The 13,772-nt window shown below is 71.3% G+C and carries 11 protein-coding genes; 5 read left to right on the plus strand and 6 right to left on the minus strand.

The features are described 5' to 3' along the window. Positions 1 to 134: 134 nt before the first annotated feature. Positions 135 to 2,003 carry a phosphatidylglycerol lysyltransferase domain-containing protein gene (locus CES90_RS20815; RefSeq protein ID WP_373313502.1) on the minus strand — a complete coding sequence of 623 codons (1,869 nt, stop codon included), beginning with the start codon at positions 2,001 to 2,003 and terminating at the stop codon, positions 135 to 137. A gap of 201 nt (positions 2,004 to 2,204) precedes the next feature. On the opposite strand from CES90_RS20815, the gene CES90_RS20820 reads away from it, so the two are divergent. Then, complete coding sequence (locus CES90_RS20820) at positions 2,205 to 3,329, plus strand: alpha/beta hydrolase (RefSeq protein ID WP_189785570.1); 1,125 nt, start codon at positions 2,205 to 2,207, stop codon at positions 3,327 to 3,329. Positions 3,330 to 3,610: 281 nt separating this feature from the next. Next, a complete protein-coding gene (locus tag CES90_RS20825) occupies positions 3,611 to 5,128 on the plus strand; it encodes a prolipoprotein diacylglyceryl transferase (protein ID WP_189785571.1) in 1,518 nt (505 codons plus the stop codon). Positions 5,129 to 5,360: 232 nt separating this feature from the next. Here the strand turns inward: CES90_RS20825 and CES90_RS20830 are convergent, their stop codons facing one another. The 3 genes from CES90_RS20830 to CES90_RS20840 form a co-directional block, all read right to left on the minus strand. Next, on the minus strand, positions 5,361 to 6,314 hold the full coding sequence (locus CES90_RS20830; RefSeq protein ID WP_189785572.1) for an IS481 family transposase: 954 nt from the start codon (positions 6,312 to 6,314) through the stop codon (positions 5,361 to 5,363). 117 nt (positions 6,315 to 6,431) lie between these two features. Next, the gene (locus CES90_RS20835) at positions 6,432 to 7,781 is read right to left on the minus strand and encodes a PH domain-containing protein (RefSeq protein ID WP_189785573.1); all 1,350 of its coding nucleotides are present in this window, start codon (positions 7,779 to 7,781) and stop codon (positions 6,432 to 6,434) included. Continuing rightward, entirely contained in the window at positions 7,778 to 8,347 is a 570-nt protein-coding gene (locus CES90_RS20840; RefSeq protein WP_229914116.1) for a PH domain-containing protein, read from the minus strand. The genes CES90_RS20835 and CES90_RS20840 overlap by 4 nt, the downstream gene beginning before the upstream one ends. A gap of 31 nt (positions 8,348 to 8,378) precedes the next feature. On the opposite strand from CES90_RS20840, the gene CES90_RS20845 reads away from it, so the two are divergent. After that, complete coding sequence (locus tag CES90_RS20845) at positions 8,379 to 9,539, plus strand: NADH-quinone oxidoreductase subunit D (protein WP_189785574.1); 1,161 nt, start codon at positions 8,379 to 8,381, stop codon at positions 9,537 to 9,539. A gap of 25 nt (positions 9,540 to 9,564) precedes the next feature. On the opposite strand, the gene CES90_RS20850 is transcribed toward CES90_RS20845, so the two are convergent. Then, positions 9,565 to 10,566 carry an SAM-dependent methyltransferase gene (locus CES90_RS20850; protein ID WP_373313501.1) on the minus strand — a complete coding sequence of 334 codons (1,002 nt, stop codon included), beginning with the start codon at positions 10,564 to 10,566 and terminating at the stop codon, positions 9,565 to 9,567. Positions 10,567 to 10,669: 103 nt separating this feature from the next. Here CES90_RS20850 and CES90_RS20855 point away from each other — a divergent pair, with 103 nt between their 5' ends. Then, positions 10,670 to 11,872, plus strand: a complete 1,203-nt coding sequence (locus tag CES90_RS20855; protein ID WP_189785576.1) for a sensor histidine kinase — start codon at positions 10,670 to 10,672, stop codon at positions 11,870 to 11,872. A gap of 61 nt (positions 11,873 to 11,933) precedes the next feature. Then, on the plus strand, positions 11,934 to 12,605 hold the full coding sequence (locus CES90_RS20860) for a response regulator transcription factor (RefSeq protein ID WP_189785577.1): 672 nt from the start codon (positions 11,934 to 11,936) through the stop codon (positions 12,603 to 12,605). Between the two features lie 29 nt (positions 12,606 to 12,634). Here CES90_RS20860 and CES90_RS20865 read toward each other — a convergent pair whose 3' ends face one another. After that, complete coding sequence (locus CES90_RS20865) at positions 12,635 to 13,747, minus strand: DUF5937 family protein (RefSeq protein ID WP_189785578.1); 1,113 nt, start codon at positions 13,745 to 13,747, stop codon at positions 12,635 to 12,637. Positions 13,748 to 13,772: the final 25 nt, after the last annotated feature.

A 13,772-nucleotide genomic window follows, 5' to 3' on the forward strand; every position in this document is an offset into this window, starting at 1 on the left:
GCTGTCGGGCGACCGCTGTTCGTCGGTTCTTCGAGTCACGCCGCTCTTCGAACGACTGTCTTCGACCTGAGCGAGGGCCCCGGGCACGGGGTAGTTGTGGGGCCCTCGCTCAGGTCTGTTCAGGTGCGGCCGGGCTAGGCCGCGCGTACCCCGTGTTCGCTCATGCCGTGGTCCGGCAGTGCGTGGGTGCACGGGGCCGGGGATTTTGTGCGGCGGCGCAGGGCGCGGGGGAGGGTCAGGTTGACGAAGCCCTCGGCCTGCATGGCGGCGAGGCCGATGCGGGGGAGGTCGCGGGAGGCGGCGTAGACGACGAAGCGGGGCTCCCAGCGGGGGCGGAACTTGGCGTTGAACTTGTACAGGGACTCGATCTGGAACCAGCGGGAGAGGAAGACCAGCAGGCCGCGCCAGGCGCGCAGGACCGGACCGGCACCGATCTTCTCGCCGCGGGCCAGGGCCGAGCGGAACATCGCGAAGTTCAGGGAGACCTGCTTCACACCCAGGCGGGGGGCGGCCTGGAGGGCCGCGACGATGAGGAGTTCGTTCATGCCGGGGTCCGCCGAGCGGTCGCGGCGCATCAGGTCCAGGGAGGCGCCGTCGGGGCCCCAGGGGACGAAGTGGAGTACGGCCTTCAGGTCGCCGTACTCGCCGGGGTTCTCATCGGCCTTGTGGGCGGTGGCGATCAGGCAGTCTCCGTCGGACGGGTCGCCGATGCGGCCGAGCGCCATGGAGAAGCCGCGTTCGGTGTCGGTGCCGCGCCAGTCCTCGGCGGCGCGGCGGATTTGGTCCAGTTCGCCCTCGCCGAGGTCACGGACGCGCCGTACCCGGGTCTCGTAACCGAGCCGCTCGATGCGCTTGACCATCTGACGCACGTTGCGCATCGCGCGCCCGGTGAGGGAGAAATCCGCGACGTCCACCACCGCCTCGTCGCCCAGTTCGAGGGCGTCGAGGCCGGTTTCGCGGGTCCACACCTCGGCGCCCGTCTCCGAGCAGCCCATGACGGCCGGGGTCCAGGAGTGGGCCCTGGCCTCGTCCATGAAGCGTTCGATCGCGCCGGGCCAGGCCTCCACGTCGCCGATCGGGTCGCCGCTGGCGAGCATCACGCCGGAGACGACGCGGTACGTCACCGCCGCCTTGCCGCTCGGCGAGAACACGACCGCCTTGTCGCGGCGGAGCGCGAAGTGGCCGAGGGAGTCGCGGCCGCCGTGCCGGTCGAGCAGGGCGCGCAGCCGGGCCTCGTCGTCGGCGGTGAGCCGGGCCGCCGGGTGCTCGGGGCGGAAGGCCAGGTAGATGGTGGTGATGGCGGTCAGCAGGCCGAGGGCGCCGAGGGAGAACGCCACCGTCCAGGACGTGTTGCCGGTGTAGCCGACCGGACCCTCGAAGCCGAACAGGCCGTAGATGACGTGTTCGAGGCGGGCGGCGAGGCTCGGGTCGCCGATCATGCGCCGCGGGTGGGCGCTGACGACGACCAGGCCGAGGACGATCGAACCGGCGCCCAGCAGCATGAAGTTGGTGAGCGCCCGCCAGCGGCTGCGCGGGTCGGGCAGGGCGGCGAACTGGTCACGGTGGCGCAGCAGTGGAATGAGCAGGGCCAGGGAGATGAGGACGCCGATGAGCGAGTGACGGTAGGTGAACTGGGCGATCGCCCCTGCCGGGAGGAGCAGGACAGCCGCTCGCCACGCCCGCCGTTTTCGCCGTCGTAGGCCGTGGGCGAGCAGAAGCAGCAGGACGCCCGCGCTCAGCGACAGAGCCGCCGCGAACGGGCCGAGCGCGCCGGGCAGCACCTCGGCCAGCGTGTGCATACGGCTGTGCCGGAAGCGGGGGAAGACGCCCGCGGCGACGTCCACGAGCCCGACGAACGCGCAGGCCCGGGCGACCAGCGCGGGCACCGCCTCGGGGCGTGGCCCGCGCAGCGCGCCCTGAATCGCGCCGCGCACGACGTTGTTCACACGCCGGACGGCGCTCGACGGGAGCCGGCCCGACCGGACCGGAACCTCACCCGATATTTCCCCATCTGTCCTGACAGACATCGCATCCCGTGGTTCCGCTAGTTCCGCTGGAGAGCTTGGATCCGGTGCCTTTTCCGGCATCCGGCGACATTGCGCCCTCTAGGACGGTGGCTTCGGGGCGGAGGTTCACTCTCCATCGGAAAGCTGAACCAAAGGGCAGGGAAAAACAGGGAAAGAAAGGACGGCGGGGACTACCCGATGGGTCTTACGAGCAACAAGGTGCTGGCGTTGGCGGTGCTGTCCGCCGTGCTGCTGTTCATCGGCACGGTATGGCTGTGGCCGCGGCTGGCACGCAACGGCTGGCGGGCCGTCGGCGGGCGGATCGGCGTGCTGCTGGCCACGCAGGTCGCCGTCTTCGCCGCGGTCGGTCTCTTCGCGAACCAGGCCTTCGGGTTCTACGCCAGCTGGGCCGACCTCCTCGGCCGGGAGAACGGCCAGGGCGTGGTCGTCGACCATGACGGCGCCGACACCGGCGGACCGTTGCGGGTCGTCGACACCCATCAGGTGGACGTGGCCGGGGGCGCCCGCCCCGAGGTCGGCGGCCAGATCCAGAAGGTGGAGATCGTCGGCCGTACGACACGGATCGCGACCCCCGCGTACGTGTATCTGCCGCCGGAGTACTTCCGGCCCGAGTACCGCACCCGCACCTTTCCTGCCGCCGTGGTCCTCACCGGCTACCCGGGTACCGCCAAGGCGCTCATCAAGGGCCTGCACTTTCCGCAGACGGCCCACAAGCTGGCCCGCCACGGCAAGGCGCAGCCGATGATCCTGGTCATGCTGCGGCCGACGGTGGCGCCGCCGCGCGACACCGAGTGCGTGGACATTCCGGGCGGGCCGCGGACCGAGTCGTTCTTCGCCAAGGACCTGCCGGACGCCGTGGGCCACCGCTACAGGGTCGGTCGGAAACCCGGGAGTTGGGGCATCATCGGCGACTCGACCGGCGGGTACTGCGCGCTGAAACTCGCCCTCCACCACCCCGGTACGTACGCTGCCGGTGCGGGCCTCTCGCCGTACTACAAGGCGCCGATCGACGCGACCACCGGCGATCTCTTCCAGGGGAACAAGACGCTGAAGAACGAGGCCGATCTGTTCTGGTACCTGAAGCACCGGCCGGCGCCCGACACCTCTTTGCTGGTCACCAGCAGTAAGCAGGGGGAGACCAACTACAAGGCCACGCTGACGTTCATCGAACTGGTGAAGGGGAAGGAGCCGACGCGTGTCTCGTCGATCATCCTCGACAGCGGCGGACACAACTTCAACACCTGGCGGCGGGAGATTCCGGCGACGTTGCAGTGGATCAGCGGGCGGCTCGGCGACCGGTGACGACCAGCCGGGGAGGGCTTCGGGAGGGCTTGGGGAGGGCTTGGGGAGGGCTTCTCGAATACGCCGGTGGCGCTTGCGGAATTCGACGGCACCGGAAAGAGGCCGAAGTGGCCAAGGTGTATCTGGATTCTAAGGAGTTGATCCAGTAGAGGAGTCGCCGGTGGGCGCATTGCTGGCGTGGCGGTGAGGGAGTCAGTGAGGGCCTGTGAGAGCTTGGGAGGCGGCTGAGTTTTTACGGCCCGGGGCTCCATCATTCGCCTACGCGCGGTAAGTTTCTGGCCATGCCACGTGGACGTCACCGCCATTCACCGCCTCTGCACAGGCTGCTGCCCCCCACGGCGATCGCAGGCGTCTCGCTCGTCTGCGCTCTCGGGCCCTGGGTCTTCTCCGAGCCGGCGGTGCTCCGGGTCAGCGCCGCCGTCGCCGCGGCGACCGCGGCCGTGGGCGCCGCCGTCATGCGCCGCTGGGACGTCGAGGCCGGAAAACGCGTCGCGGACCTCACGCGCGCGCGGGCGAGCGACGAGTGGCGGCACGAGGAGAAGATCGCCGAACTGGAGACCGACCTCGACGAGTCGCGCGAACTGCGCACCAAGCTGGAGCACAAGCTGCGCGCCAAGCGCGCCGAACTCGCCAACCTTCGCAACGAGCACGCCGCGCTGCTGCGCCGGTACGCCACCGCCGAGACCGAGCGGGCCAGCGCCCTGGAGGGGCGCCGCCTGTTGGAGATCGAGGCGACGGCTCCCGAGGACGCGCCGGCGCTGCCGGCCGGGGGGACAGCCGCGTCCCAGGCTTCGCCGGTGCCGCCGCAGGGGGTTCCCGTGCAGGGGGCGCCTTGGGCGGCGAAGGATGAGGCTGTGGCTGCCTCGGACGACGCGGAGGCCGAGGCCGAGGGCGTTGACGAAGGCGCCGAGGTCGAGAAGTCGATCCCTGCCGTGTTCTCTCCGGCCGGTTCCGCGCTGTTCCTGCGGGCGAACTCGGCGTTGGAGCGGATCATCAAGCAGCGGGAGTCGGTGGACGACGCCGAGGGCTCCCTGGACTCCGAGGAGGAGGACGGGGCTGAGGGCGTTTTCGACGCGGAGGCTGGGACCGAGGCTGTCTCTGGCGCTGAGGTCGAGGCCGACGCCGAGGTCGAGGCCGGCGTAGAGGTTGGGGAGGAGGACGCGGCCGAGGCCAAGTCCGAGTCCGAGTCCGCTGACCAGTCCGACGACGAAGCCGACGACGAGTCCGCCGAGGCGCCCGTCAAGGCGCTGTCGTCGAAGGGGGGTTCCGGCAAGGACGGTTCCCCCAAGGGCGACCCGGACGGGCCGACCGGTGGGGGGACCCGGCAGGGACGTTCCGCCGAGGCCGAGGCGGAGCCGGTGCCCGTTGTCACCGCGGAGGCGGACGAACCGGAGGGGGAGTCCGAGGCGGTCGACGGGCGTGAGCACGCGGCCGCCGCCGAGCCCGTTCCGGCGCGGTCCGTGGAATCCGCGCTGCCTGCCGTGCGGCCGGCCGGTCACTTCACCGTGCCGACCGCGGTGGCCGTCGTTCCGATGGCACCGCAGCGGCGGGCGGCCATCGAGGGCCGGTTCGACTTCTTCGGTACACAGAAGGAAGCGGACGCCATCGAGGCCGTACAGAACGAGGACCTCGCCGACGTGGTCGGCCAGGAGGCCCTCGCGCTGCACAAGGCCGAGTCCGAGGCCCAGTTCAAGCGGATCGACGAGGCGTCCCGGGGGATCGGGCAGGTCATCGACCTCACGGCCCACGACGAGACGGAACAGATCGACCTACAGGGGCTGCGTACGGCGGCGTCCTGAGCCATGGTCGGAGGGTTCGGCAAGCCGGGGCTGGGCGGGGGCGGCTGCGCAACTCGGCGCTACGAGGTGCCGCTGCGCCCACCCTCCCCCACTCTCGGCTCCGCTCGAGCGGGAGGCACCCCCATCGCCCCAGCGGCACGACTGCCCGCAGCGATGTGCGGCTAGTGCGTGTTGCGAAAGTCCCGTCGTCCGCCCGGAGGGCAGCAGGCGGGACTTTCGCAACACGCCCTAGCTAGGTGTATTGCCCTGTGAGGTTGGGGACGCGGCTGGCGGGTGGTTTGCCTGCGAGTGCGGTGTGTCCGCGGTGGTGATTGTAGGTGTGCAGCCAGCGGGGGAATGCCTCGCGTCGTTCGGTCTCTGTGCGGTAGGGGCGGGCGTAGGCCCATTCGTCGAGCAGGGTGCGGTTGAGGCGTTCGACCTTGCCGTTGGTCTGGGGCCGGTAGGGCCGGGTGCGCTTGTGGGTGATCCCGGCCGCGGTGAGGGTGTCGCGCCAGAGGCGGGACGTGTAGCAGGAGCCGTTGTCGGTCAGGACGCGTTCGACGGTGATTCCGCAGGAGGCGAAGTATGCCTGGGCCCGGTTCCAGAAGCCGGCAGCGGTCTCCTTCTTCTCGTCTGCGTGGATCTCGCTGTAGGCCAGGCGGGAGTGGTCGTCGACGGCGGTGTGCAGGTAGCTGTAGCCGGCGCCGGAACGCTTCTTGCGGCCCGCCTGGCGGCCGAGGACTTTGTGGCCGCCGCCGTCGGGGATGTTGCCGAGCTTCTTGATGTCGACATGCACCAGCTCGCCGGGCCTGGCGCGTTCGTAGCGGCGTATGACGCGGCCGGTGGCCCGGTCCAGGTGCGTCAGGCGGGCCAGGCCGTAGCGGGTCAGCACCCGGTGCACGGTGGAGGGCACCAGACGGAGCAGGCCTGCGATCCGTGCGGGTCCCCAGCGGCGCAGCACGCGGACCTTGATGATCCGCCGCTCGGTACGCGTCGGGGTTTGCCGTGGGCTGGCATGCGGGCGGCTGGATCGGTCGGCCATGCCCGCCTCGCCGTGCTGCCGGTAGCGGTCGGCCCATCGCTTGGCCGTGCTCACGGAGACCTGGAAGCGTTCTGCGGCCCGCCGCAGGGGCCAGTTGTCGTCCACGACGCAGCGAGCCAGCCGCAGTCGTCCGGTCTCGGTCAGGGGTGCATTACGGTGGGGCACGAGGGCCTCTCTGGTCGCCGGTGCAGATCTCGCAATCCACACCGAGCCAGAGGGCCCTCACCCATTTCAAGATCCCTCAGCCGAGACCTGCGTCACCAACCTCCGTGGACAGAACACCTAGGCCATCCACCTGTCCGGCCGGGCCTCCCGGCGGCCCGTGCGGGAGCGTTCCGCCTGGGTGCGCAGGAGTTCCGCCGCCTCCGTGGCGTCGCGCAGGCGGGCGGTCACCGTCTTGTTGGCGCCGGTGTCGACGTGGACGTCGGCGAGGCCCTTGAACCGCTCCCAGGGGCCCTGCGCCAGCCGTACGCTCTGGACCTTGGCGTGCGGTACGAGATCGAGCCGGCGCCGCAGCAGCCCGTGCCGGGCGGCGAACACGGTGTCGGTGACGGTGAGTCCGTAGCCCTTCCACCAGAGCGGCACGCACCAGCGGGCCCGCCCCGGCGGCCGTACCAGCGCCGTCTTGTCCGGCACGGTCACCCCCGGCAGCACCCGCGCGATCACCGACTCGGCGACCTCGCGCGGCGCGACCGGTACGAGGACGGAGTTCGAGGAACCGGCCACGTCCAGCTCGACCCGTACCCAGCCGCGCCGCCGCCACAGCAGCGGCTCGACGACCCGTACGGTCTGCACGCGCCCGGGCGGCACCGTCTCGTGCGCCCGGTCGAGGAGGCCGTGGTCGATGCGGAGGCCGTCGGGGGATTCACCCACCGTCCAGTCGTACTCCCCGACGAACCGCCCCACCGTGCTCGCACCGGCCGCGCCGAGCAGCGGCAGGGCGGTCGCGAGGACGGTCCACACGCTCTCCGTGGCGATCCACAGCACGGAGGGGACGACGATCGCGGCCACCAGGGTCCCCCAGGTGCCACCGGTGAGCACGAGCGAGACGGCCAGTACGCCCGTGGGGACCTTCAGCAGTTGCCGTACCGGCGCCTCGCCGACCTCGTGCGCGGTCTCGGGGGCGAAACCGGCCGCGCGGGCGAGGAGTTCGGACCGTAGGGCGCGGGCGTAGGCCTCGCCGAGGAACGCCAGTTCGTCCTTCTTGTCGGTGCCGACGACGTCGAGTTTGAGTTTGGCGACGCCCGCGATCCGGGCCAGCAGTGGCCGGGTGACGTCGATGGCCTGGATCCGTTCGAGGCGGATGTGCGCGGTGCGGCGGAACACCAGGCCGGTACGGATGCGCAGTTCGCTGTCGGTCACCGCGAAGTGGGTGAACCACCAGGTGAGGAAGCCGTACAGGGCGGCGGCGGGGACGAGGACAGCTATCCCGAGGAGCAGGGTGGTCGTGGTCAGCCGGGTGAGCTGCCGCTGGGCCCCGTCCGGATCGTGCACGGCCCAGCCGATGACCACGGCTATGGGCGCCCAGGCCCGCCGCAGCGGCGTCACGGGGTGCAGCCGGTGCTCGACGACCGGTTTCGCGTCGCGGACCGCGGGCTCGGTGCCGGGCTCGGTGCCGGGAGCGGTGCTCACAGGCCCGCCGATCGGGCCTCGCCCAGCTCGGTGAGCCGGTCGCGCAGCCGTTCCGCCTCCGCCGGGTCGAGCCCGGGGATACGGGCGTCGGTGGCGGCCGCGGCCGTATGCAGCTGCACGCTCGCCAGCCCGAAGTGCCGCTCGATCGGCCCGGACGTCACCTCGACCAGCTGCATGCGCCCGTACGGCACGACGGTCTCCTCACGCCACAGCACGCCCCGGCTGATCAGCAGGTCGTCCGCCCGCTCGGCGTACCGCCACGAGCGCCAGTTGCGGCCCAGCATTGGCCAGCCCCACAGCAGCAGGCCCAGCGGCAGCAGGGCGAAGGCCGCCCAGGGTGGGCCGGCCAGCCAGCCCAGCAGTGCGGCCGTACCGATGGTGAGGGCCCCCAGCCACACCACCAGCAACAGCCGCCTCATCCGCAACAGTCCGGGCGGCAGCCCGATCCAGACCGGCTCGCCGTCCCTGCGCTCCGTCCTGCGCTCCGTGCCCTCGTCCGGACGTTCAGTGCCGCTGTCGTCCGTACGTTCGATGTCGTCATCGTCTTCCAAGGTCCCCGTCTCCATTCCGCCAGCGTACGTACGACAGACTGTGTTCATGACTCCCCCGACGGAGACCAGAGAGACGACGGTCGGTATCGGCGGTGCCGCCGAGAGCACGGACATGGTGCTCAACATCGGGCCGCAGCATCCGTCCACGCACGGGGTGCTGCGGCTGCGGCTCGTCCTCGACGGTGAGCGCATCACGCACGCGGAGCCGGTCATCGGCTATATGCACCGGGGCGCGGAGAAGCTCTTCGAGGCGCGCGACTACCGCCAGATCATCATGCTCGCCAACCGCCACGACTGGCTCTCCGCCTTCTCCAACGAGCTGGGCGTCGTCCTCGGTGTCGAACGCATGCTCGGTATGGAGGTTCCCGAGCGCGCGGTGTGGATGCGCACGCTGCTCGCCGAGCTGAACCGGGTCCTGAACCATCTGATGTTCCTGGGCTCCTACCCGCTGGAGCTCGGCGGCATCACCCCGGTCTTCTACGCCTTCCGGGAGCGCGAGGAACTCCAGGAGGTCATGGAGGAGATCTCCGGCGGGCGCATGCACTACATGTTCAACCGGGTCGGGGGTCTCAAGGAGGACCTCCCGGCGGGCTGGACCGCACGCGCGCGTGCCGCCATCGCGGACGTCCGCTCCCGGATGGACGTCTTCGACAACCTGGTCCTCGGCAACGAGATCTTCCGCGGCCGTACGCGGGACGTGGGCGTCCTCGCCCCGGAGACCGTGCACGCCTACGGGGTGAGCGGCCCGATCGCCCGCGCCTCCGGCGTCGACTTCGACCTGCGGCGCGACGAGCCGTACCTGGCGTACGGGGAGCTCCAGGACGTCCTGAAGGTCGTCACCCGGGACGAGGGCGACTGCCTCGCCCGGTTCGAGTGCCTCCTGGAGCAGACCCACAACTCCCTCGCCCTCGCCGACGCCTGCCTCGACCGCCTCGCGGAACTCCCGCCCGGCCCGATCAACCAGCGCCTCCCCAAGGTCCTCAAGGCCCCCGAGGGCCACACCTACGCCTGGACCGAGAACCCGCTCGGCATCAACGGCTACTACCTCGTCAGCAAGGGCGAGAAGACCCCGTACCGGCTGAAGCTCCGCTCCGCCTCGTACAACAACATCCAGGCCCTCGTCGAGCTGCTGCCGGGGACGCTGGTGGCCGACATGGTGGCGATTCTGGGGTCGCTGTTCTTCGTGGTGGGAGACATCGACAAGTAGCGACAAGCCCAACCGACGGCTCGCGTTACCCGGCGAGCGGGTTGGGCATTCCCACCGGCTGGACCAGCCATCCGAAGTCGCCCAGCCCGCCCGGTGCGGTGAGCTCGGCGGCCTCTCCGGCGCCCGCCAGGGCCCGTACGTACGCGGTCGGGTCGGTGGTGGCGAGGGACAGCGGGGGACGGCCTCCGGTGACGCCCAGTGCGCGCAGTGCGTCCCGTTGGGTCAGCAGCCGCGCACCCGGCAGCGCACACGCGTCGAGCGCCACATGCGCGGTGATGTCGCACGAGCCGTCCGGCACGGGCGCGGTCTCCCGTCCTTCCCGGAACCCCGTGAGCGTCCCGAAGGGCGGCCGGGCGCCCGCGAGGTGCGTGTAGTCGACGGCCACGGCGAGCCCCCGCGCGACACTCGCCACGGCACCGGCCCACGCCAGGTCCCTGGGCAGCCCGACCTCGGCCCGCAGCCCCTCCTCCGGGCCCGGCGGCCACCAACGCCCCAGCCACCGCGCCGCCTCCCCGCCGACGGGCTCCCCGAGCCGCTCACTCCCGTCCGGCCGCACGAGAACCAGCCGCGCCACGCCCGCCGCGTCCACCTCGACGACGTCCACGGGCACGTTGTCCAGCCACTCGTTGGCGAACAGCATCCCGGTGATCCCCTTCGGAGGCTCGGCCAGCCACTCGATGCGGTGGTCCAGGGCGAGGGGTCGGTCCGCGATTTCGACGGCGTACGCGCGCGTGCGGGCAGCCACACCGGAGGGGAGCGCGGCCAGCACCCCAGTCACGAGCTCGCCCCGCCCGGCCGCCATGTCCACGAAGACCAGTTCGTCCGGCTGCCCCAGCGATTCGTCGACGCGGCACAGCAACCGGGCCACGGCCGAGGCGAAGAGCGGGGACGCGTGCACGGAGGTCCGGAAGTGCCCGGCGGGGCCTTCGGGCCGCCGGTAGAAGCCACCAGGGCCGTACAGCGCCTCCTGGACCGCGTCCCGCCAAGGCCGCGCCCCGTCATCCCGAGCCAGTAGGCGATCAGTCACCACCCCAGGCTAGGCGCCTCCACCTTGGGGAGTACGCGGCCCGGTCACGGATCGACCCTCCGGTTGACCCCTACACACACCGCGCTTCCCTACGCTGGGTTACGTGCAGCGCCTCTATGACTTCCTCCGCCGGCACCCGACATGGGTCGACAGCTTCTGGGCCGTCGTCCTGCTAGGGATGACCGTGGTGGGCGGAACGATCGACCCGGACTACGCGACGGACATGAACGAGACAGCGTTCGCCGTGATCACACTCGCGCTCTGCCTGTCGATCGCCCTGCGGCGCCGCATGCCCGAGGAGATGCTCGTGCTGGCCGCCGCCGCGGGCATCGCGCAGCTGATCCTCGACGTGCCGAGAATCCCGGCCGACTTCGCGATGCTGGTGGTCATCTACACGGTCGCGGCGAACGGCGCCCGCTGGGCCTCCTGGTTCGCCCTGGCCGGCGGCCTCTGCGCGGCGTCGCTGGCGCAGGTGCGTTGGTACAGGGACGAGACGAGCACCCTGGGCAACGCGGTGCTCGCGGTGGTCCTGACCGTGCCGTTCGCGCTGGCCTGGGTGCTCGGTGACTCCCTGCGCACCCGCCGCGCGTACTTCGCCCAGCTGGAGGAGCGCGCGGCCCGTCTGGAGAAGGAGCGCGAGGCGCAGGCCAAGGTCGCGGTCGCCGCCGAGCGCGCCCGGATCGCCCGTGAGCTGCACGACGTCGTCGCGCACAACGTCTCGGTGATGGTCGTCCAGGCCGACGGCGCCGCGTACGTTCTCGACGCCGCCCCCGACCAGGCGAAGAAGGCCCTGGAGACCATCTCCTCCACCGGCCGCCAGGCCCTCGCCGAGATGCGCCGCCTGCTCGGTGTGCTGCGCACCGGCGAGCACGAGGAGGTCGGCGAGTACGTCCCGCAGCCCGACGTCGAGCAGATCGACGATCTCGTCGAGCAGTGCCGGGTCGCCGGGCTCCCCGTGGACTTCAAGATCGAGGGCACCCCGCGTCCGCTGCCCAGCGGTGTGGAGCTGACGGCGTACCGCATCGTCCAGGAGGCCCTCACCAACACCCGCAAGCACGGCGGCCCGAACGCGGGCGCGAGCGTCCGGCTGGTCTACTTCGACGACGGCCTCGGCCTGCTCGTCGAGGACGACGGCAAGGGCGCGCCCCACGAGCTGTACGAGGAGGGCGGCGCCGACGGTCAGGGCCACGGGCTCATCGGGATGCGTGAGCGCGTCGGTATGGTCGGCGGCACGCTGGACGCGGGCCCCCGCCCCGGCGGCGGCTTCCGGATCAGCGCCCTGTTGCCCTTGAAGCCCGCGCACTGACACGGTCATGCCACTCGCTGACACCTGTAACGAACTGTAACGGACACGGAAGAGGACCCCGATGGCGATCCGCGTGATGCTCGTCGACGACCAGGTGCTGCTGCGCACCGGGTTCCGGATGGTGCTGGCGGCCCAGCCGGACATGGAGGTCGTGGCGGAGGCGGGCGACGGCGTCGAGGCACTCCAGGTGGTGCGGTCGACCGAGGTGGACGTGGTACTCATGGACGTCCGTATGCCGAAGCTGGACGGTGTCGAGGCCACCCGCCGCATCTGCGCGGAGCCCAACCCGCCGAAGGTGCTCATCCTGACAACCTTCGACCTCGACGAGTACGCCTTCTCCGGGCTGAAGGCCGGCGCCTCCGGCTTCATGCTCAAGGATGTGCCCCCCGGCGAACTGCTGGCCGCGATCCGTTCCGTGCACAGCGGTGACGCGGTCGTCGCGCCCTCCACCACGCGGCGTCTGCTCGACCGGTTCGCCCCGATGCTGCCGGGCACCGGCACGGAACCCGGGCACAAGGAACTGGAGCGGCTCACCGAACGCGAACGCGAGGTCATGATCCTCGTCGCCCAGGGCCTGTCCAACGGCGAGATCGCCGCCCGTCTCGTCCTCTCCGAGGCCACGGTCAAGACCCACGTCGGCCGCATCCTCACCAAGCTGGGCCTGCGCGACCGCGTCCAGGTGGTCGTGCTGGCATACGAGACGGGGCTGGTGCGGGCCGGGGGACAGACCTGAACACGTCGGGCCTGCGGCTCGCCCCGCCCCTACCTCAGCACCCCTTCCAGAAAGTCGCTCCCCACCCGGGCCACCACAGCCACATCCAGCTGATGCAGTACGTACCGTCCGCGGCGGCGCGTCGTCAGCAGCCCCGCCTTCTTCAGCACGGCCAGGTGCCGGGATATCTCCGGCGGTGTCATGCCGTGCATCTGGGCCAACTCGCCCGTGGTGTACGCGCTGCGGGCCAGGTTGCGGCACAGGCGCATCCGGACCGGGTGGGACAGCGCGGTCATGCGCAGGGCGAGCTGCTCGACCGAGGGCGGGGCGGCGGGCTCGGCCGCGCTCACTGGGTACTGGATCACCGGCTGCCAGCCGTACCGGTGCAGCACGGTGAGGTGGGGCCGGCCGAGGCTGGTCGGGATGAGCAGGAGACCGCCGTCGGCGGTGGCCGTACGACTCTCGACCAGCTTGTCCACGGTGATCCGCCCCGCGCCCTCGACGCCGTCCAGGGTGATCGAGGGCGAGACCGCGGCCAGCGCCTCGGCCAGGCCCTTGCGCCGCAGCAGTTCGGTCTTGTGGCGGGCGTCCGCCGCGAGGGAGTGGTGCAGCCGGGACCAGGTCTCGGCGAAGAAGGCCTCGTCGCAGTCCTCCAGGAACTGCCGCAGCCAGGCCCGCACACCGGGAGGGTCCGCCAGCAGCCGCCGGGCGAACCGCAGTTGCCGCGGCCCGCGCGCGGCGGCCAGCTCCAGAGCCAGCCCGCGCCTGTCGGGGTCGGACAGCACGCCGCGCGCCTGCGAGTCGTACCCCGGCGTGCAGACGAACTCCATGCCGGCGTCCGCGAACTGCTGTTCCGTCAACTTGTCCAGCAGATCCAGGTCGTCGGCGAGCGTCTCGCCCGGGAGGGCCTCCCGGCCCGGGATACCGGCGAACGGCATGAACAGGTCCGAGAACGTCGTGCGCCACAGGAAGTCCGCCTCGCACATCCGGTCGGCGAGATGCGCGTCGAGCCGGGCGGTCACCCCCGTCACCCAGCCCTGCCGCCCCGGATGATGCCCCGGCTCGGCCAGCACATGCAGCGCCATGCCGAGCTCGGCCAGGGGCGAGGGCACGACGGCCACCCTCTCCCGCCGCAGCCCGGTGATGTCGATGCGCATACTCATGCCCTCATGGTGCACCCCACCACTG

Origin of the sequence: Streptomyces capitiformicae (assembly GCF_002214185.1) — a bacterium.
Classification (GTDB): domain Bacteria; phylum Actinomycetota; class Actinomycetes; order Streptomycetales; family Streptomycetaceae; genus Streptomyces; species Streptomyces capitiformicae.

Bases quoted from the DNA above. Each gene is read 5' to 3' on its own strand.
- CES90_RS20820 (WP_189785570.1), top strand. From the start codon at position 2,205: ATGGGTCTTACGAGCAACAAGGTGCTGGCGTTGGCGGTGCTGTCCGCC.
- CES90_RS20825 (WP_189785571.1), top strand. From the start codon at position 3,611: ATGCCACGTGGACGTCACCGCCATTCACCGCCTCTGCACAGGCTGCTG.
- CES90_RS20840 (WP_229914116.1), bottom strand. From the start codon at position 8,347: ATGGAGACGGGGACCTTGGAAGACGATGACGACATCGAACGTACGGAC.
- CES90_RS20845 (WP_189785574.1), top strand. From the start codon at position 8,379: ATGACTCCCCCGACGGAGACCAGAGAGACGACGGTCGGTATCGGCGGT.
- CES90_RS20860 (WP_189785577.1), top strand. From the start codon at position 11,934: ATGGCGATCCGCGTGATGCTCGTCGACGACCAGGTGCTGCTGCGCACC.
- CES90_RS20865 (WP_189785578.1), bottom strand. From the start codon at position 13,747: ATGAGTATGCGCATCGACATCACCGGGCTGCGGCGGGAGAGGGTGGCC.